The sequence below is a fragment of the Streptomyces sp. NPDC103540 genome, assembly GCF_055584445.1.
Window position 1 is genome coordinate 62,158 of record NZ_JBVJMA010000021.1, and the last position, 20,976, is coordinate 83,133.

Genomic DNA, 20,976 nt, shown 5'->3' on the forward strand with positions numbered 1-20,976 from the left:
AGAGATGACGATGCGCCTGCCGATCCGGCACGTCCAAAGCAACTTGATCTTCACCACCCACGGCACGGTCTGGGCCGTCTGGCGCGTCGCCGCGACCAACTACTCCCACGCTCCGGCCGTCGTGAAGAAGCGGCGTCTCAAGGCCCTGGAGGGCCTTGTCAAGGCGATGACCGGCGAGCCGATGCTCATGAGCCTGTGCCCGCAGATCGACCCGACCGCAGTGGTGCGCGCCATGGTCGACGACATCGACCTGGAGCGCGCGCCACGCTACGAGAGCCTCGGGCACGCGGTCCTGGACCAGCTGGAGGACATGGAGCTGACCGGGCGCACCGACTGGCTCGCGCTCCCGCTCCCGCCGCTGAACCAGAAGGACGCGGTGCTCTCCGCGTTCCGGGCGGCGCGTGCCGAAGTGTCCCTGCAGCTCGGGCTGATGCCTGCCCTCGTTCCCGACGCGGAGGTGCGGCGTCGCCTGGAGCAGGCCCAGCGGGTCCAGGCCCAATGGCCCACAGGGGTCTCGATGCGGCCGGCGTCCGAGGCGGAGATCCTGTGGATCTACGGCCACAGCGCGCGCCGCGGGCTCGCCGAGCCGTTCCTCCCGGACGGCACCGAGCCCCCGGTCCGCGGCCGTGGCCGCAACGTCGCGGCCTTGGGCGAGATCCTCGTCGGCGAGGGCGGCGCCGACTTCAACAGCGGACCCGCGCTGCCGACCAACCCGTTCAACCGGCGGTTCCTCCAGGTCTCCTCCGAGTGGGGCGACTCCTACCAGGCACTGCTGGCATTGTCCGAGATGCCCGAGGCCTTCGCCCTCCCGGGCGCGGCGTACCTCCAGCAGCTCGACGACTTGGCCTACCCCGTCGACTGGACCGCCCGTCTGGTCATCGTCCCCGGCTCGAAGGCCGAGCCCAAGGTCCGCAAGCGCGCCCGGCACCTCAAGGCCCAGGCCGCCGAGTACGAGGGCGACCCGGCCGGCCCGCCGTCCGCCGTGGCCCGCAACCAGGCCGACAACGAGGAATACCACGAGCGGTTGACCGCGAACCGGCGCGAGGTGGAGATCCGCGCCATGGTCACCCTCGCTGTGTGGGGCGACAGCCCCGCCGACGCCATGGACCGTGCCGCCGCCCTCGCGAGCGACTTCGGCGGCACGGACTACACGTTCTCCCGCCCCGCCGGTGAGCAGGCCAACCTGTGGCAGGCCATGCTGCCCGGCTGCCGCACCCCGCGGGTGATGGCCGGGTACGCGCAGATCCTCCTCGCGAAGGACTTCGCGATGGCCATGCCCTGGTGCGGCTCCCAGCTCGGCGACGAACGCGGCGGCCTCTACGGCGTCCAGGTCGCCTCCGGTGGCGCCCGACCCGTTCTGATCGACCCCGCCCGCGGCCCCCGCGAGAACGCGAGCGCCTCCATGGCCTGGCTCGGCGAGCTCGGCGCCGGCAAGTCCGTCGCCATGAAGGCTGCCGTCTACAACGTCCTCGCCCGCGGTCACCAGCTCGGCCGCCCGGGCTCACGCGGCCGCGCCGTCATCGTCGACCGCACCGCCGACCAGGAATGGGCCCGCTTCGCGCAGGCCTGCCCCGGCACCACCCAGCTGATCCGCATCGACCACACCGCCGAGGTCTCCCTCGATCCCCTGCGCCTCTACAGGGAGAACAGCCCCGAGGTCGCCGCCCGGTTCACCGAATCCTTCCTGACCCTGCTGCTCGGGGTGCGGCCGATGGACCTCGAAGGCGTCGCCCTGTCCGAGGCGGTCCAGACCGTCCTGGCCCGGCCCGCACCGTCCATGCGCGCCCTGATGGAGGAGCTCACCACGCGCGGCAGCGCAGACACAGCGGCCCACGGCCTGGCCCGCAAGCTCGCCTCGGTCGCCCGCAAGGACCTCGCGCGCGTCGTGTTCGACGAGACACTTCCCGTCGTCGACACCCAGCGCGCCGACAGCGTCGTCTTCCTCGTCGCCGCGCTGCAGCTGCCCAAGAAGTCCGAACTCGCCTCCGAGCACCGCATCCAGCGCCTGGAGTTCGAGAAGCTCCTCGGCAGGGCCCTGATGTACCTGATCGCCGCCGTCTCCCGCGAGACCGCGATGCGTAGCCGGGACGAGTTCGCGGTCACCGTCTTCGACGAGTGCTGGTGGCTCACCTCCAGCGACGAGGGCCTGGAGCTCCTCCTGGAGCTGCTCCGCGACGGCCGCAAGCGCAACGCGGCGGCGTACGTCGGCAGCCACGACGCCAACGACATCGGCCCGTCCGACAGCGAGAAGGGCGTCATCGTCCGAGGCCTCATCCCGCACCGCTTCGTCTTCCGCCAGACCAGCCGCACCCTGGCCGCCCGCTCCCTGGAGTTCCTCGGCGTGGACGCCACCGACACCGACCTCCTGGACCTGGTCACCGGCCGGCTCTCGCCGCTGGGCCTGCCCGAGGACCAGCGCCGGGCCCGCGCGGGGGAGTGCCTCTACCGCGACCTGGTCGGCCGCATCGGCCTCATGCGGGTCCTCATCCCCAGCGACCGCGCGATCGAGAGCGCCATCCACACCACCCCGACCACCGAGCCGGCGGCGGCATGAGGACCCTGCGCGCCTCGTTCCCGCGGCTGCGAATCCTCGGCACCGCCCGGCTGCGCCTCGCGTTGCTCGTGGCGGCGCTCGTCGCGACCGCCGTCACGATGCTCACCTCGCTGCCGGCGCTCGCAGAACCGAACCCCACCCCTACTCCGGCGCCCACCCCGTCGGCGGCCCCCACCAGTGCGCCGCCCAACCCCCTCGGGCCCACAGCGGGCAGAACCCGCACACCGAACGCCGAAGAGCTCGCCGAGATCGAGAAGCTCCTCGGCGACCTCAACCAGCGCTTCTCCGCCTCGATGAAGGAGTCCTACCTCAAGAGCGAGGAGGAGCGGCTGCGCACCCTCCTGCCCGATGAGGGTGGCGTCCTGGCTGTCTTCAAGGTCACGGACCGCAACCGCATGCCGATCTCGGCCTACACGGTGCGCTCGGACACCGGCGGGCTCATGGACTGGGACCTGGGGATCCAGAATCTGCTCGCCGAGCTGTGCTTCATGGCCACGAAGTGGGTCGTCGCGTTCTGCTGCTGGCTTATCGCCTGGGCTCTCGGATTCGGCCTCGCCAAACTGCTGCTGACGCCGGTGCTGTCCGTCGCGAACTCCCTGCACACCCAGGTCATCATGCAGATGGGGCTGCCCAGCCTCTTCCTGTCCGTGTGTGCCCTCGTCTGCGTGGCACGGATCTTCTTCGGCGACCGGGCCAAGGGGTGGGGAGACGCGGCGCTCTCGCTCTTGATCGCCGGCCTGACGGCCACGCTGCTGTCTTCACCCCCACAGCTCCTGCTCGGCGAGGAGCAGGGGGCCATCGCGGCCGCCCGGGGCCTGTCCCTCGAAGTGGCCCGTGTCATCCTCGACGCGAATCCGCAGAAGAGTGAGAACACCGGCCCCCGCGAGGACTCCGCCACGGGCCCCGCTCTCGCCCGACCGCTGACCGACGCCCTCACCGACGCCTTCGTCGTCAAGCCGGCGATGCTGCTTCAGTACGGCCAGGTCTTCAAGGGCGACTGCGCGACGAAGTACTCCGACACCAAGATCCGCCAGCTCGCCTACGAGCGGGCGATCAATCAGCAGCTCAAGCGCATGGAGAAGCTCGGGGAATTCCGCTCCTGGATCGATCCCACCGGGGCGCAGATCACCGACTGGGCGATGCCCATCGTCAAACAGTGGGCCCTGGACCACTTCGGGAACCCGCCGATGGAACGCTTCGAGAAGGAATGCGTGAAGGGAGACGTCCAGGCCGCCAAGCGCGCCTCGATGGACAAGGTCGGCGGCGCGCTCCTCCTCCTCATCGCGGCCCTCATCGTGACCGCGTTGATCACCGCGCTGGCCGGCAGCTTCCTTGTCGCGCAGTGCCGCATCGCCTGGGACGCGGTCCGCGCCGAACCGGCTCTGGTCGCCGGTCTCGTGCCCGGCGCGGGTCGCGGCTACCTGTGGGACTGGGCCGCCTCCGTTCTGCACTCCCTTGGCCAACTCCTCGCCTCGATCATCGGCCTCGCCGTGCTGATCCTGATCGTCCAGGCCGTCCTCGACCCCGTGCAGACCGACGACAGCACCGAGCTGACGTTGCGCTTCCTGGCCGTGGACGTCGTGTGCATCGGCGCCCTGAAGAAGCGCAAGGCCCTCACCGTCCGGTCCAAGCAGGTCGCGGCGAACCTCCGCTCCAGGCTGTATGCCGCCCGTGTCGGTGGCACCAACGGTTCTGCCCTCACTCCGTCGTCCACCCCCGTGACCGCGAACACGAACATCGCCCGCAAGCTCACCCGCGGAGCCGTCCGCACGACGGCGGCCGGGGTGGCGCTCGCCACCGGAAACCCGGTCGCGGCCCTGGGCTTCGCCACCACCTCAAGCGTGAGCGCTGTCGCCCTGGCGACCCGCGTGCGCTCCCACAGCAGGACCCGCCCCCCTCGTCCGGCCCGGCCCGCAGGACAGCCCCAGCCCCAGCCCCAGCCCCAGCCCCAGTCTGGCAACACGCTCATCGCTGGCCAGACACCGGCCGCACCGCCGCAGGCCTCACCCACCCCGGCCGGCACCCCGGCGAACCCGCTCCCGGGCGGGCCGGCGTACAACCCTGGCACCGGCGGCCAAGTACCCACCCCGCCCCAGCCCAGCACCCAGCCGGCGCAGGCAGCGAGGCGTAGCCGGCCCCGCCACCAGGTCCCGGTCCAGCCTGCGGGCTCGGCGCGCCAGCAACAGCTCCGCCAGCGCCTGGACCGCGGCACCCCACGACAACCCGACCCGCGCCGCGCACCGACCGCGACCTCACGTCGGCCCAGCGATGCCTCCCTCAGCCGTAACGAGGAACGGGAACTGAGGCTGCGTCGCCATCGGCAGCGCCGTTCATGAAGATGAAGCCCAAGAAGTGGCTGGCCGGCTGCGCGGGCCTGCTCGGTCTGGCGCTCGTCCTGCTCGCCGCGGTCGGGGCCCATGTGGCCGGCCTCGGCCAGAACGAGGCCGCAGCCGCAGCCGCCCGCTGCCCCGCCGCGGGACAGCCCGGACTCGACCCCGCGGCCGCCGACATCGCCCGGAAGGTGCAGGAGATGCTGGCCGGCAGCCGCGACGTGAACGTGCCCGGCCTCTCACAGCCACAGCAGCAGATCCCCAACGCCAAAATCATCGTCGCGACCGGTGCCCAGAAGCGGGTACCGGCCCGTGGCCAGGTCATCGCCCTGGCCACCGCCCTCCAGGAGAGCACCCTGATCAATCTCGCCCACGGCGACCGCGACTCCCTCGGACTTTTCCAGCAACGTCCCTCTCAGGGATGGGGGACACGAGAACAGATCATGGATCCCGTCTACTCCTCCACCAAGTTCTACGACGGGCTCGTGGCCATACGGGACTGGGAGCAGATGCCACTCACCGTCGCCGCGCAGAAGGTGCAACGGTCCGGCTTCCCCGACGCCTACGCGAAGCACGAGAACCTGGCCACCGCCCTCCAGCAGGCGATCGGACCCACCCTCGGCACCATGCCCAGCGGGCCGGTTCCCGCTCTCCCGCCGATCGGCGGCGTCGGTCAGGCCGGCTGCACGAGCGGGCAGAGCGCCGACTTCGGCAACATCCCCCCGGGCACCGTCCCCGAGGGCTACCAGATCCCCCCGAACGCTCCCACCGAGGTCCAGGCCGCCATTCGATGGGCCCTCGGCCAGGTCGGCACCATGTACCAGTGGGGCGGCAGTTGCACCAACCCCCACGGCACCAACCCGGCCGAACGCTGCGACTGCTCCTCGCTCACCCAGCGGGCCTACGGCGTCGCGGGCCGGGAGATCACCCGCACCACCTACACACAGATCCACGACGGACGGCCCATCCCCCTGGGCGCCGCCGTACAGCCCGGAGACCTGCTCTTCTCACGGGGGACGGCGGCCGTGCCCGAGCACGTGGTCATGTCCATCGGCTACGGATACGTCGTCCACGCACCACGCACCGGCCGGCCCGTCACCGTCGCCAAGGAATCCGAGTTGGGGCCGACCCTCGTCATCCGAAGGATCGTCGGCTGAACACGGCACGGCCCCGACCCGCGCGCCTCCGAAAGGTGACTCGGCCCGTGGTCTTCAGGCCTTCTCGGGCGAGTTCGCCGCGAGCCGACGCAGGGAACGCTTGATCGCGCCCAGCTCGTTGAACACCTGATCCATCGCGGAGTCCATCAGCATGACCGGATCATCGGCCGACCAGAACCGTACGGTCTTCTCCACCTGATGCTCCCAGAAGCCGTCCTCCTCGGCGGCCTCGAAACCCAGCTGCGAAGCGAGCTCGGCGAATCCACCGCCGGGCCGGCCGGTGGCCTTCTTCACGACGAGCGCCGACAGCAACGGCCGGCCGTGCTGGTGCTCGTAGACGCTGATGTGGCCCAGCTTCGGGAAGAGTCCGAGCATCTGTCCCCGCGAGGTGTACGGGTCCAGGCCGTTCGGGTCGACGCGCTGTGCGAACTCCCTGTAGGGGATGCAGGCAGAACGCGGGTCTCGCGGATCGCCGGCCTTCGCGATGGAGCGCAGAAGGCGGTGCATGTCGCGTTCGGTCGGCGTGAGTGTAAGCACGCGCGCTCCTCGTAGGGAGGGGACCCGTAGGTCCGTTTGTCCGTGGACGTTGCGCCCTTGAGCGCGCTACGACGGTATCTCGGCTGTGCCCGGCCTTGGGACCGTTGTCCGCTGTCATCCAACCCAGCCGTCCGGTGTTCCGTGTCAACGAACGTAGTCGCCGCAGGTCAGCCGCTGGATGGTGCCTGCGGCGGCCTCGATCGGTCGTATCAACCAATCCAGTCGCCGCAGGTCACAGCCTCGGGGTCGACTAACTTCGCTGACAACGGACAACCGTTCTGCGCAATCGAACCTCCAACGGTCAAGGGCTGGCAAAGAGTTCGGGTGGGGTGTCTGGATCGGTCTCGCTTTCCTACTTGGTCCAGGTGAAGGGATTCATCCCACCCCCTGGAGGAACCGTGCACCACGCCCCGTCCCGGCCGACCATCGGCCGACCGACATGACCTTCCCGGAGCTGCCGACCCTCGTGAGTGTGGCCTCGTCGTACCTTGTCGCCTTCGGCGTGCTTGGGGCGGTGCTGTGGGTGTGGTGGACAATCCGGCGCGCGGCGCTCGTCCGGGATGCGCTCGCGGACCGGGTTCAGGTCGAGGTGATTCCGACCGACGGCTTCGACCCCAGCGAGAACGAGGTCGGCCGCTGGGCCCGCCAGCTCGGGCGCGTACACCACGCCACCGACGGCGTTCCTCCCCGCGGCTCCGCGGTACGCCTGCGCTACACCGCGGTGGAAGGCAAGATGCGCTGCTACATCGAAGGCCCCGCCGCCGCAGCCGCGTTGCTGAACATGCCCGGCTTCGCGGAGGTCGAGGTCCGTACCCAACACGGCCAGGCCGACATCAGCCCCGTCCGCTTCACCGGCCCGGGAGGAACCCCGTGACCGCCGTCGTCTCCCTCGCCAAGCCTGCTCGGACCATCACCGATCGAAGGCGTGGGTATTTGTACGTGCAGCGCGCCGAACTCGCCCTGGGCCTGCCCGACCACAAGGCCCTCGCCTCCCTCGGCCTGAGCCCCGACCCGCTCCAGCAACTGGCCGCGGCCATGGCCTCCGTCCGCACCGAGGACGGAGAGAAAGCCGAGGCCGTCTTCGACCTGGTCCCGGTCTCCGAGCAGCGCCTGGCCCGCCGGCGCCGGCGCCTGATGGCCCGGGCCGCCCGCCGGGGCCCGTCCGCGTACGGCGAGCGCCTCACCGGCGGCCTCGGCGGAGGCGGCTTCTGGGGATCGGCCACCGCGGCCTGGTCCGGCGGCGCCGGAGCCTCGACCCGTGCGGAGCGGATCCCGCGGCAGACCGACCTGCGCGACGGCGTCGGGAAGCTCGAACCCTCCGCCGGGGCGGTGTTCGCGGTGCAGATCCTGCTGCGTACCGAGGCCGCGCACCCGCAGCTGGCCCTGGCCCGGATGCACCAGCTGATCGCCGCCCTGTCGATGACCTCGGGGGAGAACTACCTCAAGACCCACCGGCCCCGCCGCTGGTCCATCGGCCGCTTCGAGCGTCGCTTCGCGACCGGCGAGTTCGCCCCGCGCCGCCGGCAGTGGCTGACCGTGCCCGAACTGGCCGGCTGGCTCAAGCCCCCGACGGTGAAGTGCACCGCCTCCAGCGTGGTGCGCTCCGGCGGCCTGGTCCCGCCGGCCCCGGCCGACCTGCCCGTTTACACCGGGCAGCGCGACCTCATCCCGCTCGGCGCCGTGGTCTACCCCGACGGCCGCGAGCGGATCGCCGCCGCCCGCGTGCAGGACCTCCTGTTCGGCCTGCAGCTCGGCAAGGCGGGCCACGGCAAGACCGAGGAAGCTCTCGTGCAGTGCATCGCGATGGCGCACTCGGGCTACGGGTGCTGGTTCCTCGACCCGCACGGCGAGGGCTGGGCCCGCGCGAAGCCCTACCTCGCCCACCCGGACATTCTCGACCGGCTCTGGGAGATCAACCTCGCCAAGGCCGATCCGGACCAGCCCGTCGTCTCCTGGAACCCCCTGTCGATGGAGGGGCGCACCCAATCCGATGTCCAGGACATCGTCCGCTCCGTCACCGAGGGCATCGCCGCGGCCCAGGACTGGGGCGACAACGCCCCCCGCGCCCGCACGATCCTGGCCCGGGCCTCCCAGGCGCTGGCCCTGCTCAACCTGAAGGCCGTCCAGGCCGGCCACCCCGAGGCGCAGTGCACCCTGTTCCAGCTGCGCACCTGGCTCACCGACGAGGACTGGCGCCAGCAGCTTCTGCCCAAGCTCCCCGACCGCGTCCGCGCGTACTGGGAGACCACGTTCCCCAAGCTCGGCCCGGACGCGGTGCCGACCGTCACTTACGCCATCGACCGACTCGACACCAGCCAGTCCCTTCAGGGGTTCTTCGGCAGCCCGCGCTCCGCGTACGACGTCCGCCACGCGATGGACACCGGAAAGGTCGTGTTCGTCTGCCCGTCCGGCAGCGAGAGCGACGCCCTGGTCTCCTGCCTGCTCATCCACGACCTGCACCGCGCCGGCCTCTCCCGGCAGGACACCCCGCGCGAGCAGCGGAAGACGTTCTGGGCCTGGGGTGACGAGCTCACCGCGCTCGACAGCAGCAGCAAGGGCTTCCTCGCCGCCATCGCGGAGCAGCTGCGCAAGTACGAGGTCCGCTTCATCGGCATGACGCAGATGGTGCTCCGGCTCTCAGCCATCACCCGCCAGGCCCTGCTGCAGAACCAGTCCTGGCTGAGCACCTGTGCGGCGGACTACGACGAGGCCGCGTTCGTCGCCAAGCGCTGGAACGGCCACATCAGCCCGGAGACGATCACAGAACTCCCGAAGTACAACTACGTGATGTCCGTGAACCTCAACGGCGCCCGCACCACGCCCTTCCGCGTCCGCGGCCTGCCCGTGGACGAGATCTTCGCGCGCTACGACAACCCGGACGGCATCCCCGACCTCGACCAGGCGATCGACAAGAACCTCAACCGCCGGCCCCTCGGCGACATCCTCGCCGACCTGGAAGAGCTCGACGCCGTCGTCCTCGCCCACCACACCGGCCGGCGCCCCGGCGGGCCGAGCACCGGCGACCCCACCAGCACCGTCGACTAGAAGGGGAGAACCCCATGCCCTACCCGCACTCCGCCCCCACCGGGCTGGGCCAGGTCGCCCAGCAGGCCGCCCAGGTCCTCTACCAGCACCGCCTGGTCTCCACCATGCAGCTCCACCGGCTCATCACCCCGCACCACACCCGCTCCGAGTTCCTACGCCGCCAGCTCCACACCCTGCGCCAGGCCGGCTTCGCCGAAGCCGTAGGCCGGCGCAGCGCCGGCCAGACCCAGCTGCTGTGGTGGCTCACGGAGAAAGGAGCGCAGTCCGTCGAGGCCGTCAGCCTGCTCCAGCCGCGCGCCTACCGGATGAGCCAGGAGGCCGCGCTCGGCCCACTGCAGGAGCACACCCTCGCGGTCGTCGAAACCGGAGCGGCGTTCGTCGAGCACGCCCGCCGTCTGAGCCACGAGTGCGGGCCCCTGGACTGGTCGCCCGAGATCGCCCACTACTACCGCGACGAGGCCCGCCCGGGGGAGGAGCTGTGCCTCGTCCCGGATGCCGTCCTCAACTACGTCCACACCGCCGGCAAGCAGCGCACCCTGCTCACGTTCTTCGTGGAGGTCGACCGCACCCAGATGACGATCGCCCGCCTCGCGCAGAAGTTGCACGCCTACGCGGCCTACCACGAGTACGCGCCCCAGCCCCAGGCCGCGAAGGGGGCCCGCGGGCCCCGGCGCCAGGCCGCGATGCCGGCCTGGCGCTACCGTTACCCGGCCTTCCCCCGGCTCCTGTTGGTTCTGGCCGGGGCCTCCGAGGACCGCCTCGCCCGCCGGATCGCCGACCTGCGCAGCCTCGCCGCCAGCGACCCCGCGCTCGCTTCCTCCCCGCTGCGGGCCGGCGTCACCACCCTCGACCAGCTCCGTGCCCGTGGCCCTTTCGAGCCCGTCTTCACCCCGATCCTCGGCCCCGCGGAACCCGTGGATGCCTGGATCAGGGGCCCAGTGGCGGCTGCTGCCTGAGACGGCCGAGAGGGGCGGGAAGTCGGGCCTCCCGCCCCTCTCAACGTGCATCTTTCCTGTGGAGCACAGTGTGATGAAGTCCCGCGCCCGTCACCTTTCCCATACGGAAACGTGTCGTGCAGTGAGCATCGTCATGCTGTGCGCCTCAGCGGCACTACGTTGCTCCGCTCCGGCTCGGCCACCGGGCCGAGGCCGTAGTACGTGACGTTGCCGTGGCGCTGGGCCACCCGCAGCCAGCCGGCCTTCGTGAGTACCGGCAGCTGCTTGCTGAAGGTGGTGCGGTTCATGTCGATCGCCTCGGCGATCTCCTGCCCCGTCATCACCACGCCGTAGTCGAACTCCGGGTCCTTCTGCGCGGTCAGGTAGAACGCCACCACCCGCATCTGGGGATGCGGCAGGGACAGAGTCCGACTCAGGACGACGGGGTCGATCCCATCGCCGACAAGCGGGTAGCTGCTCATGCTGTGCGTCCTTCCTTCTCAGGCATTCCGGGGAGTACAGGCAAACGGTACGAGGCAGCGTCCTGCTGCTGTTGCTCACCGCCCGCCCGTGAGGCGTGGTGCGCGGTCGCCCGGTAGTAGATGGTTCGCCCGTGTCGCTCGGCCTCGAAGAGCCATCCGCCCTTGGTGAGCTTCTTGATCGACGATGCCACGGTTCGGGTCGTGATGCCGAGGTAGTCGGCCATCTTCTGCCGGGGCCAGCGCAGTACGTCTCCGCGCTTCTCGGGACCGTGCACATGAAGAGCGAGCACGTCCCGATCCGCAGGCGTCAGCCCGGACTCCTTGCTCAGGATGGCAAGGCCGGTTCGGTTGCTTACTGCAGTGAAGCCTCCTGGGTAGTTGTAGGGGGTGGTCGTCCGTGAGTCGGCGTCCAGTTCTTCGAGCTCCTGGATCACGCCGGTGTCGCGGTCGGCGAAGCGCCGTACGCGCGCGGGTTGTGCCGGCATGGCAGCGAGGCGCACCTTTCCCCTCGGGAACAGTAATCCGAAGATCATTGCACGACACTGTTCCTCAGAACAACACTGCGCGAGTGTTGTGATTCCGGTTGTTTCCAGGGCAGTTCGGGCATCTACAAATGATGAAACCAGAGACACCTCACTGTGCTCACGGACCACATCTCTACGTCTCGTGTTTCATCATGTAATGCAGTCAGAGACCCTGCGGGGAAAGGTGTTCACGCAGGTCAGATGCCACTTCGCTTCGGCGCCCTCTATATGCGGGTTACCTGAGGCGGACTCACCACCCGCCGCTCCAGCTGTTGGTGCCCGCGGGTCCTCTTGCCCCGCACTCCCACCACGGCCAGCAGGGGAGGGGAGCCCCCCTCCTGCCGCCCCGGCCCTGCTGGGCGACATCGGACCTACGGCCTGATACCCGGGGGGACCAGCCCCCCGGACCCCCCGCCAGCGCCCAGGCCGCGCTGGACCGGCCGTGGAGCGGGGGCCAGCCCCCGGACCCCCTGGCAAGGGCTGCGCCCCTGCACCCCGCACCGGGGGCTCCTTGCCCCCGGACCCCCCGCCAGCGCCTTTCGGCTGCGCTGGACCAGCCACTGCCGCCTGCCCTGCGCGGACTCCCTGACGGTCGCCCACGCACCGCTTCGGGCCCCGGGGGCCCTCCACTGGGCAGTTGCCTCTGAAGGAAGGGGCTGGTGCCGTCTATAGCTGAGGAATTGGCAAGTCTTATCGGAGGGCTGACGGCTGCCCCGTGGTTGCTCCGATCGGCTGATGTTGAACCGGGGGACTAGCACCAATGCAGCGTGAACGTTCAAGTACTCGTCGACCGGCGGCTGGCATCGGGGTCTGGAGCGGTTACCAGCCTGCTGGGTTGACCGCCACCAAGAGGAGCAGCGGGTAGGCCACGCCTGCCCGAGGCCGCGAACGCTTGGGCTCGGCGGGTTGCCTGGAGATGGTCTACTCCAAGCCAGACAGTTGTGCTCGTTTCCAGCCATTCAGATTACGCATTCAGCCAATCCGCTTCCAGAATCTGAAGTGCAGATGAATCGACATTCCGAGTTGCCGGGAAGGGGTGGGTCGCGAGGTTCCAGTTGGCTGGCGTCTCGCCCCTCGGACGGAATTCCGAGAAGGTACCGCGAGGGTGTAGAAACGTCCGGTTTTCGACGTCCGCGTGGCCGTGAACTGCACTAATGACTTTCGATGTTGGCCGCCCCTGCGTAACGTATGGGAACAGTCCGGTCGCTTGTGACGGTTGTGGTTCACGCCGCGCGAGAACAGGCCTCAAAGGTCTGCACCGGGCGCGATGGCTTTCTACGGGGAGGCAGCGGTACCGATGGCACGACTCGCTCAGCTTGGCTGGAACAGCAGCCGGGCAGTTCCAGCATTTCTTTTGACTGTCTGCGTCGCCCTCACCGCAGCGTGTACCTCATCGGGCGGTTCGGACAACGAGAAGGAGAAGTCCCCGTCCCCCGCGGCCACGGCTGGTCCGACCAAGTCGGCGACGCTCGACCCGGAAGAGGCCGCGAAGGCCGAGGCCCTCACCGCGTACAAGGCGTACTGGACGGAACTGCCCAAGGCCTACGCGGTGACCGAGATCGCGGGCACCGACCTCAAGAAGTACGCCACTGCCGACGCCCTTAACAAGGCCATTGAGGAGACCGCCAACCTCAAGACCAACGGCCGGGTCATGACGGGGGAGCCGGTGCTCTTGAACCCCATCGTGACTGGGGCGGATCTGGAGAAGAAGAGCCCCAGCGTCTCCGTTTCGGCCTGCCTGGACGTCTCCAAGTGGAAGATCACGGACAAGAAGACTGGCCAGCCGGCACCCGTTGCGTCCAGCCCCGTTCCCAAGTACGTCATCACGAGCATGATGGAGCGCTGGAACGGCTCCTGGATGGTCCTCAAGTACGAACTCCACGCGGACCAGCCGTGCTGACCCGCTGGCACGTCGCTCTTGCCCTCCCCCTCGCCGTGTCAGTGGTTCTCCCCGCCACGGCCGAAGCAGACGAGAAGGGGAAGTGCGAGACCGGCTTCGTCTGTCCGATCGTCGTGGTCCCTGGTGGTCCCGGCGGAAGCACTGGCGGAGGAACTGGAGGCGGCGGAGGCGGCGGCGGGGGAGGAGATACCGGCGGAGGCGACAGCCGCTACACCTGCACCTACACCCTGGCCGACCCCCAGCCCGAGGACGACAACGGGCTGTGGGGGCCCGGGGGCCGGAAGCCCGGCGTGTCTATGTACATCGAGGACTGCCTCGACAACGAGACCGGCATGCATGACGTCAAGAACATCTTCACCGACGCCCCGCCTGGCGGCGGGGGCCCGGTGATTGACCCCGCGGTTGTTGCGCGGCAGGCCGTGGACAAGATGCGGCTGCGTCCGCCGGCGATCGGCATCACGCCAAAGCCGGGTGGCAAGGGCGTTGTCGGGATGCCCGTCTACATGTGGACCGAGACCGGACCCGAGACGTACGGCCCGAACGTGGCCTCGGCGTCCGTCGGACCGGTATCGGTGACGGCCACAGCCAGGGTGTCGAAGATCGTGTGGTACATGGGCGACGGGAAGACCGTCACCTGCACCACGGCCGGCACGCCCTACAAGCCCGAGTACGGCAAGCAGTCGTCTCCCGACTGCGGCCACCGCTACGACAAGCCGTCCTCCACCACCGGCTCCGGCACCTACCACGTCACCGCGACGTCCACCTGGTCCATCGACTGGCAGGTCACCGGCGGCGCCCAAGGCGGCCAGCTGACCGAGATCCGCACGAGCGCCGTGGACATCAACGTCGCCGAGGTCCAGGTCCTCAACTAAGCACGCGCACGGACTGCACTTCCCGAGAGGCATCATCCGAATGGAAACCCCCGCCGCCCCGCCGATCCCGCGCTCGGCCGGCCCGCGCACCGAACTCCCCATCACCACCACGGCACCCGTGAAGAAGCAGCGCCGGTACGCCGCGGCCGCCCTCAGCACGGTCCTGGCCGTCGCGGCCGCCCTCGGCGCGGCCGCCGCCGTGTCCGCCGTCGGCGACCGGGCTAAGGTCCTTGCCATCGCCAACGACGTCCCGGCCGGGCAGCCGCTCACCGACGCGGACGTCGTCGTCGCCGAGGTCTCGGCCGACTCGGCCCTCACCCCGATGCCGGCCACCGACCGGGCCAGCGTCGTGGGCAAGCGCCCGGCGGTAGACCTGCGCAAGGGCAGCCTGCTCGTCGCCGGGCAGCTGCAGCCCGGCACCGGCCTGGGCGACGACAGGCAGCAGGTCGGTGTCCAGGTCAAGCGCGGCCAGGCCCCCGCAGGCTCGCTCGTCCCGGGGGACAAGGTCCTCGCGGTCACGGTCCCCGGCCAGGGCGAGCAGCCCACCGGCAAGGACGGCGCCGAGGCCCCGCCCACCTCGGTAAAGGCCGTCGTGGTCTCCGTCAGCCGGCCCGACGCCTCCGGAGCCGTCGTCGTCAACCTCGCGGTCGCCTCCTCCGACGGGCCGCTGCTGGCCACCCGTGCCTCGTCCGGCCGGATCGCCCTGGTCCGCGACGTGCGGAGCGGATCGTGACCGTCATCGCGCTGGTCAGCGCGAAGTCGTGCGGGGTCACCACCAGCGCCCTCGCGATGACCCTGTCCTCCACCCGCCCGTCGCTGCTGGCCGAGTGCGACCCGGCCGGCGGCACCATAAGAGCAGGCCTCTTCCAGTCCCAGATCACCGCCGGGACCGGCCTCTACCACCTCGCCGTTGCCGAACGCGCAGGCGAGGACGCCCTCGCGCAGGCCTTCGCCAGCCACCTCGTCAGCCTTGACGAGTCCGGCAACCGCCAGGTCCTGCCGGGCCTGACTGACCCCGCCCAGGCCCCTGCCCTCGCCCGGACATGGCCCGCCCTGGCCCAGGTCATGCGCGTGCTCTCGGACGAAGGCGGCTACGACGTCGTCATCGACGCCGGCCGCCTTGCCCTGGAGTCCGGCCGCCTCCACCACACCCTCACCCCCGCACCCCTCCTCCACGGCGCCGACCTGGTCCTCCTCGTCGTACGCGCCACCGACCAGTCACTCGCCCTGGCCCGCCACATGACCGAACCGCTGCGCAACGAACTCACCGACCGCGGCACCGGCCCGGACGCCCTCGGCGTCCTCCTCATCGAGGACGGCCCCCGCCGCGCCCACGAGGTCTCCGAGGCCCTGCGCCTGCCCGTGATGGCGGCACTGCCGTGGGAGCCGGACACCGCCGCCTACCTGGCGGGAACCGGCCGGGCTCCGCGGGGGCTGAAGAAGTCCGCGCTCCTGAGCTCGGCCCGCACCGCGCTCGGCCACCTCCAGGCGGCCGCCTCACGCCGAGCCCTGCACCAGAAGTACGCGCCCACCGCACCGGCGCCAGCACCGGCCGCGTTGCCGGCACCAGCAGTTGCGCCGGCACCTGCCTTGGAGGCTCCTGTTCCGCAGGTCGGCGGGGTGCTTCAGCGCCTGGGCCAGGGAAAGGTGGACCCTCGTGTCTGACGCACAACAGCGCCCCGACGGCGGGGCCGCGCGCGGCCCCGCCGACATCGCCGGACTGCTGACCGGCCGCATCGGCACCACCCGCATCCCCCAGCCCGCCGCCGCCCCCGCACCGGAGCCCGCGCTGCCGGCTCCCACCCGGCCGACGGCCGCCAGCTCGGGCGCCGTACCGAAACTTGCTGGGCTTCCCGGCCAGCTTCCGGTCGGCTGGGAGGTGATCGAAGCGCTCCAGGCGGAGGTGTCCGCCGAGCTGTCCGCGCACGACCCCGGCCGCCTGCTGGAGGAGGACGACCGCCGGGCCCAGGCCCGCTCCATGGTGACGAAAGCCGTCGCGAGCTGGGCCACCAAGTACTCGCACGGAGCCCCCGCCCTCTCAGCGGACGAGGAACGCGCCATCGGGAGCGCGGTGTTCGACGCCATGTTCCGCGGCGGCCGCCTCCAGGGCCTCCTGGACGAGCAAGGCGTCGAGGACGTCATGGTCGACGGCGTCCGCGCACACATCGAGTACTACGACCGTCCCCGCCGCACCATCGAGCGGGTCGCCGACTCCCACGCGGAGCTGATCACCTGGGTGAACCGGATGGCCGGCCTGTCCGGGCACGGCGAGCGCGCCCTGACACAGGCCACCCCCAACGTCGGTTTCCGCATGCCCGACGGCTCCCGCGTTACCGCGAGCCTGCTCACCACCCGCCCGTCGGTAGTCATCCGAAAGCACCGCATCCGCCAGCACGGGATCGACGAACTCGTCCGCTGGGGCTCGATCAACCCGCTCCTGCGATCCTTCCTGCAGTCCTGCGTCCAGGCGAAGCTGAACATCCTGGTCGTCGGCGACATGGGCGCGGGCAAGACCTCGCTGCTCCGCGCCCTGGGCCGGGAGATCCCGCCGGGGGAGCGGATCGCGACCCTGGAGTCCGACCGTGAGCTCTACCTCGACGAGCCAGGTCCGCCCGACAAGCCGGGGCCGCTGACGTTCGCCTTCGAGGCCCGCCAGTCCAACGGCGAGGTCCGCGGCGGCGCCAACTCCGGCGAGGTCACCATCGGCGACATGTTCCCCACCGCCCTGCGCTACAACGTGCACCGGGTCATCGTCGGTGAGGTCCGCTCCACCGAGGTCCTGCCCATGCTCCAGGCGATGTCCGCGGGTGGCTCCGGCTCCATGTGCACCCTGCACGTGCGCCGTCCGCACGCGATCATCTCCCGCCTGGTGCAGCTGTGCACCGAGGCCGGCATGCAGACCGAAGCCGCCAACCACCTCATCGCTTCCGCGATCGACGTGGTCGTCTACCTCACCTACCTCGACGAAACCGCGATCGGCGGCCGCAAGCACCGCTTCGTCTCCCACATCTACGAGGTCCACGACGTCGTCGGTGAGGGCGGCCGCCCCACCACCAGCGAACTCTTCGCCCCCCACGGGGACGAACCGCGCGCGGTGTACCGCAACATGCCGAGCTTCATAGACGTCCTGGAGCGCACCGGTTCTTTCCATCGCCATTGGCTGGCCAAGGACCCCGAGGGTGCCTGGGGCCCGGCTCTTCAGACGGTGAGCCGATGAACGCACACAGGTTGGAGACCAGTCGGCGCCTTGATCGCCGGAGTGCGGTAGACGTTTGGGAGGCCAAGTGAACTCCGCCCAGCTCGCCCTTGTCGCGGCGCTGTGTGCCCTCGTCACGGTCCTCGCCGGGATCCTGGCCGTGCGTGAGTGGCGCGGCCGTGTCGTGGACCAGGCGAAGCCCGCTTCCCGCCGTGCCAGCCGGCTCCGGGCGGCGAAAGCTGGCCTGCCCGAGGCCTGGCAGCGCCGCTGGCGCGCCCTGGTCATCACCGCCGGTACCACCGTGCTCGCGGTGTGGGCGTACACCGGCTGGCCCGTCCACGGGATCCTCGCCGGTGCCGCGGTCCTCGGCTTCCCGTTCCTCCTGAACCCGGGCACGGCGGCCGAGCAGCGCATCGAGCGGCTGGAGGCGATCGGGCAGTGGCTCAACGGCCTGGCCGGCATCCACACCGCGGGCATCAGCCTCGTCCAGACGATCCGCGCCAGCGCCCGCAACGCCCCCGCCCCCATTGCCGCGAACGTCCGCGCCCTCGATGAGCGGCTGCGTTCCGGCATGGACTCCAAGCAGGCCTTCGCCCTGTTCGCGGACGAGCTCGGCGATGGAGTCGTGGACCACGTCGCCCTGCTCTTCCAGTCGCACGCGGCGAACATGGGCCCGGGCCTGTCCACCGCCCTGGAGGCACTCGCGGTGACGATCCACCAGCAGGCTGCCGACGCCCGCGACATCGAGTCCGACCGCGCCAAGATCCGCAAGTCCAGCCGGATCGTCAGCATCGTGATCTGCATCGTCTTCGTCGGCTGCATGCTCAATGAAGCCTGGTCCGCCTGGTACCAGTCCCCGGCCGGGCAGCTTGCCCTCGCGATCCTGGGCGGTCTCTTCGCCTGGACGCTGTCCTGGCTGCGCCGGGCCGCAGCGACCAAGCCGGACCCCCGCCTCCTCAACCCCCTGGACCAGGCCGAGCCGGCCCTGACGGGAGCCGTCCGATGATCCCCATGGAAGCGGTCCTGCCTGCCGCGGCCGCCGGCGCCCTCGTCGGCGTGGCCATCCGCGCCCTGCTGCCTGCCCGGCCCGACGTCGTCTCGGTCATGGACAGGCTCGACGCCGACCACATCGCCCGCCAGCCCCGCATCACCGCCACCAGCACCGGGTCCCTGCCCGAGAAGGTCGGCACCCGCCTCCTGTCGGCGTTCGGCGAGCGGATCACCCTGCCCGTCCGCGACCTCAACCTGCTCCGAATCAGCCCGGCCGAACACCTGGGCAAGAGGTTCCTCTTTGCCCTGTACGGCCTGGTCCTGCCGCAGCTGGCCGGGGCGCTCCTGGCCATGCTCGGGGTCAGCCTGCCGTTCGTGATGCCGGCCGCCGCAGGCCTCGGCCTCGCCGCCCTGTTCTGGCTGTGGCCCGGCCAGGAAGTCCGGAAGGAAGCCGCGGCCGCGCGCCTCGTCGTCAGGCACGCCGCCGCCTCCTACCTCGACCGCGTTGCCTTGGCCCGCATCGCCAACTCCGGCGCCGCCCAGGCCCTGACCGACACGGCGGACGTCGGCGACGGCTGGATCTTCGAGCGGATGCGGCAGGCCTTCTACGAGGCAGACCTCGCCGGCGTCACCGTCTGGGACGCCCTCAAGCAGCTCGGCGAGGAACTCGACATCCCCGAACTGACTCGCCCGGCCGACACCCTCGCCCTCGCGGGCGACGGCGCCGCCGTCTACACGACCCTCCAGGCCCAAGCCCGCCAGCTGCGCGTCGCGATCCTCTCCGACGCCAAGGCCCAAGCCAACGAAGCGAGCACCAGCATGGTGCTGCCGGTGACCTTCGCGGTCCTGCTGATGCTCGTCTTCGTCGTCCTGCCGCCCGTTGTCTCGATGTTCAACGGCTGAACCCCAAGGGAGAAACCATGCACATCCGCTTCCTCACCACCTTCCTCGCCGCCCGTGTCGAGCGGCTGAAGAACGCCCCGCGCGACGCCGGCCAGACCTCGGCCGAGCTCGCCGTCATCGCCGGCGTCGTCATCGCCATCGCCATCGCGGTCGTCGCCGCGATCAAGACCTTCACCGACGCCAAGATCCCGCTCATCAGCGGCTGAACCAACCACCAGGAGGAAGGAAGCGGCGTGAAAGACCAGGCCGGCAACCGGTGGCGGCGCCTACGCGCACGCCTTCGGGAGGAAGGCGACCGGGGCTCGGGCAGCGTAGAGCTGGCCGTGCTCGCCGTCGTGGTGCTGTTCCTGGTTTTCGCCGCGATCCAGACCGGCATGTACTACCACGCCCGATCCGTCGCCCGCTCCGCCGCCACCCAGGGGGTGGAGGCCGGCCGCCAGCTCGGCGCCAGCCCCGGCGACGGCGTCGCCCAGGCCCAGGAACTCCTCGCCAAGTACGGCAGCGTCCGCGGCTCGTCCGTGTCCGCCGACGGCAGCGGCCCCGAGCAGATCCGCATCACCGTGCGCGGCACCGTCGCCACCCTGGTCCCCGGCGTCGAGCTGGATGTCGTCCAGAGCGCGGAAGCTCCGGTCGAGCGCTGGGTGGAGGCGCCATGAAGTGGGTACGGCGCATCAACTGGCGCGAGGACCGGGGCAGCTACAGCGTCGAGACCGTCATTCTCGCCCCGGCCATCATCGCCCTCATGCTGCTCATGATCGCCTTCGGGCGGGTCACCGATGCCTCCGGCGCCGTGGAAGGCGCCGCCCGGGCGGCCGCCCGCGCTGCCTCCCTGGAAAGGGAAGCCGGCGCCGCGCAGGCCTCAGGAGCGGCGGCCGCGACCCGCAGCCTGGGCGGCGAGGGCATCCACTGCGCCTCCTCCAGCGTCTCGGTCGACACCTCCGGGTACGGCCTCGACCTCGGCCAGGACGCCACCGTCCGCGTCACCGTGGCCTGTACGGCTCCGCTCGGCGAGATCGGACTGCCCGGCCTCCCGGGATCCCGCACGCTCCGGGCCTCGTGGACCAGTCCGATCGACTCCTACAGGGGCCGCCAGTGATCACCGCCCTCACCCGCCGCCTCGCCGCCGTGCGGGACCGCCTGCGTCACGGCGGCGACCGCGGGTCGCTCTCGCCGTTCTACGCGATCAGCGCCATCGGCATCATCATGATCATGGGCCTGCTGGTCGACGGCGGAGGTGCCCTCAACGCGACGAACAAGGCCACCGGCCTCGCGCAGGAAGCGGCCCGTGCGGCCGGCCAGCAGCTCAACGTCCCCGCCGCAGTTCAGGGCACCGAGATCACGGTGGACCCGGACGCCGCCGTCGCAGCCGCCCAGGACTACCTCGCCGCCCAGAACGTCTCGGGCTCCGTGACCGTCACCGACGGCGGTCAGCGTCTCGAAGTCACCGTCCACGACACCTACAACACGTTGTTCGCGCAGTTCGTGGGTAGGTCGACGATCAGCGTGTCCGGCAAGGCACACGCCCGACTGCACACCCAAGCCGGAGGCTGA

20 protein-coding genes are annotated in these 20,976 nt (G+C 70.6%); 17 read left to right on the forward strand and 3 right to left on the reverse strand.

Going from position 1 to position 20,976, the window contains the following annotated elements; all coding sequences use genetic code 11:
• Positions 1-4 precede the first annotated feature (4 nt).
• The 3 genes from ACZ6ZI_RS35690 to ACZ6ZI_RS35700 are packed head-to-tail and all read left to right on the forward strand — an operon-like array spanning position 5 to position 6,041.
• Positions 5-2,554 carry an ATP-binding protein gene (locus ACZ6ZI_RS35690; protein ID WP_469528215.1) on the forward strand — a complete coding sequence of 850 codons (2,550 nt, stop codon included), beginning with the start codon at positions 5-7 and terminating at the stop codon, positions 2,552-2,554.
• Positions 2,551-4,890, forward strand: coding sequence for a hypothetical protein (locus ACZ6ZI_RS35695; protein WP_469528217.1), 2,340 nt, complete (start codon positions 2,551-2,553; stop codon positions 4,888-4,890). Before ACZ6ZI_RS35690 ends, ACZ6ZI_RS35695 begins: the two co-directional genes overlap by 4 nt.
• Complete coding sequence (locus ACZ6ZI_RS35700; protein WP_469528219.1) at positions 4,887-6,041, forward strand: C40 family peptidase; 1,155 nt, start codon at positions 4,887-4,889, stop codon at positions 6,039-6,041. Before ACZ6ZI_RS35695 ends, ACZ6ZI_RS35700 begins: the two co-directional genes overlap by 4 nt.
• 54 nt (positions 6,042-6,095) lie before the next feature.
• Here ACZ6ZI_RS35700 and ACZ6ZI_RS35705 read toward each other — a convergent pair whose 3' ends face one another.
• Entirely contained in the window at positions 6,096-6,578 is a 483-nt protein-coding gene (locus tag ACZ6ZI_RS35705) for a hypothetical protein (RefSeq protein WP_469528222.1), read from the reverse strand.
• 439 nt (positions 6,579-7,017) lie between these two features.
• Between ACZ6ZI_RS35705 and ACZ6ZI_RS35710 the strand changes: the two genes are divergently transcribed.
• The 3 genes from ACZ6ZI_RS35710 to ACZ6ZI_RS35720 all read left to right on the forward strand — a co-directional run bounded on the left by ACZ6ZI_RS35710 (position 7,018) and on the right by ACZ6ZI_RS35720 (position 10,579).
• Positions 7,018-7,452 carry a hypothetical protein gene (locus ACZ6ZI_RS35710; RefSeq protein ID WP_469528223.1) on the forward strand — a complete coding sequence of 145 codons (435 nt, stop codon included), beginning with the start codon at positions 7,018-7,020 and terminating at the stop codon, positions 7,450-7,452.
• Between the two features lie 65 nt (positions 7,453-7,517).
• A complete protein-coding gene (locus ACZ6ZI_RS35715; RefSeq protein WP_469528350.1) occupies positions 7,518-9,623 on the forward strand; it encodes a type IV secretory system conjugative DNA transfer family protein in 2,106 nt (701 codons plus the stop codon).
• Positions 9,624-9,637: 14 nt separating this feature from the next.
• Positions 9,638-10,579 carry a replication-relaxation family protein gene (locus ACZ6ZI_RS35720; RefSeq protein WP_469528225.1) on the forward strand — a complete coding sequence of 314 codons (942 nt, stop codon included), beginning with the start codon at positions 9,638-9,640 and terminating at the stop codon, positions 10,577-10,579.
• A gap of 131 nt (positions 10,580-10,710) precedes the next feature.
• On the opposite strand, the gene ACZ6ZI_RS35725 is transcribed toward ACZ6ZI_RS35720, so the two are convergent.
• On the reverse strand, positions 10,711-11,040 hold the full coding sequence (locus ACZ6ZI_RS35725; RefSeq protein WP_469528228.1) for a hypothetical protein: 330 nt from the start codon (positions 11,038-11,040) through the stop codon (positions 10,711-10,713).
• Positions 11,037-11,573: a hypothetical protein gene (locus ACZ6ZI_RS35730; RefSeq protein WP_393614009.1), complete on the reverse strand. Its 537-nt coding sequence runs from the start codon at positions 11,571-11,573 to the stop codon at positions 11,037-11,039. The genes ACZ6ZI_RS35725 and ACZ6ZI_RS35730 overlap by 4 nt, the downstream gene beginning before the upstream one ends.
• Before the next feature lie 1,345 nt (positions 11,574-12,918).
• On the opposite strand from ACZ6ZI_RS35730, the gene ACZ6ZI_RS35735 reads away from it, so the two are divergent.
• The 11 genes from ACZ6ZI_RS35735 (at position 12,919) to ACZ6ZI_RS35785 (ending at position 20,976) form a co-directional block, all read left to right on the forward strand.
• The gene (locus ACZ6ZI_RS35735; RefSeq protein ID WP_469528230.1) at positions 12,919-13,464 is read left to right on the forward strand and encodes a hypothetical protein; all 546 of its coding nucleotides are present in this window, start codon (positions 12,919-12,921) and stop codon (positions 13,462-13,464) included.
• A 296-nt stretch (positions 13,465-13,760) separates the two neighbouring features.
• A complete protein-coding gene (locus ACZ6ZI_RS35740; RefSeq protein ID WP_469528352.1) occupies positions 13,761-14,336 on the forward strand; it encodes an ATP/GTP-binding protein in 576 nt (191 codons plus the stop codon).
• Between the two features lie 40 nt (positions 14,337-14,376).
• Positions 14,377-15,069: an SAF domain-containing protein gene (locus ACZ6ZI_RS35745; RefSeq protein ID WP_469528232.1), complete on the forward strand. Its 693-nt coding sequence runs from the start codon at positions 14,377-14,379 to the stop codon at positions 15,067-15,069.
• Complete coding sequence (locus tag ACZ6ZI_RS35750; RefSeq protein WP_469528234.1) at positions 15,066-16,001, forward strand: hypothetical protein; 936 nt, start codon at positions 15,066-15,068, stop codon at positions 15,999-16,001. Before ACZ6ZI_RS35745 ends, ACZ6ZI_RS35750 begins: the two co-directional genes overlap by 4 nt.
• Positions 15,994-17,553 (forward strand): CpaF family protein, encoded by a 1,560-nt coding sequence (locus ACZ6ZI_RS35755; protein WP_469528237.1) that lies wholly within the window; start codon positions 15,994-15,996, stop codon positions 17,551-17,553. The genes ACZ6ZI_RS35750 and ACZ6ZI_RS35755 overlap by 8 nt, the downstream gene beginning before the upstream one ends.
• A gap of 67 nt (positions 17,554-17,620) precedes the next feature.
• Complete coding sequence (locus tag ACZ6ZI_RS35760; protein ID WP_469528238.1) at positions 17,621-18,538, forward strand: type II secretion system F family protein; 918 nt, start codon at positions 17,621-17,623, stop codon at positions 18,536-18,538.
• Positions 18,535-19,425, forward strand: a complete 891-nt coding sequence (locus ACZ6ZI_RS35765; RefSeq protein WP_469528241.1) for a type II secretion system F family protein — start codon at positions 18,535-18,537, stop codon at positions 19,423-19,425. Before ACZ6ZI_RS35760 ends, ACZ6ZI_RS35765 begins: the two co-directional genes overlap by 4 nt.
• A gap of 17 nt (positions 19,426-19,442) precedes the next feature.
• Positions 19,443-19,631 (forward strand): hypothetical protein, encoded by a 189-nt coding sequence (locus tag ACZ6ZI_RS35770; RefSeq protein WP_400751250.1) that lies wholly within the window; start codon positions 19,443-19,445, stop codon positions 19,629-19,631.
• A gap of 27 nt (positions 19,632-19,658) precedes the next feature.
• Positions 19,659-20,081, forward strand: a complete 423-nt coding sequence (locus ACZ6ZI_RS35775) for a TadE/TadG family type IV pilus assembly protein (RefSeq protein ID WP_469528244.1) — start codon at positions 19,659-19,661, stop codon at positions 20,079-20,081.
• Complete coding sequence (locus ACZ6ZI_RS35780; RefSeq protein ID WP_400751244.1) at positions 20,078-20,521, forward strand: TadE family protein; 444 nt, start codon at positions 20,078-20,080, stop codon at positions 20,519-20,521. The genes ACZ6ZI_RS35775 and ACZ6ZI_RS35780 overlap by 4 nt, the downstream gene beginning before the upstream one ends.
• Positions 20,518-20,976 (forward strand): pilus assembly protein TadG-related protein, encoded by a 459-nt coding sequence (locus ACZ6ZI_RS35785; protein WP_469528247.1) that lies wholly within the window; start codon positions 20,518-20,520, stop codon positions 20,974-20,976. The genes ACZ6ZI_RS35780 and ACZ6ZI_RS35785 overlap by 4 nt, the downstream gene beginning before the upstream one ends.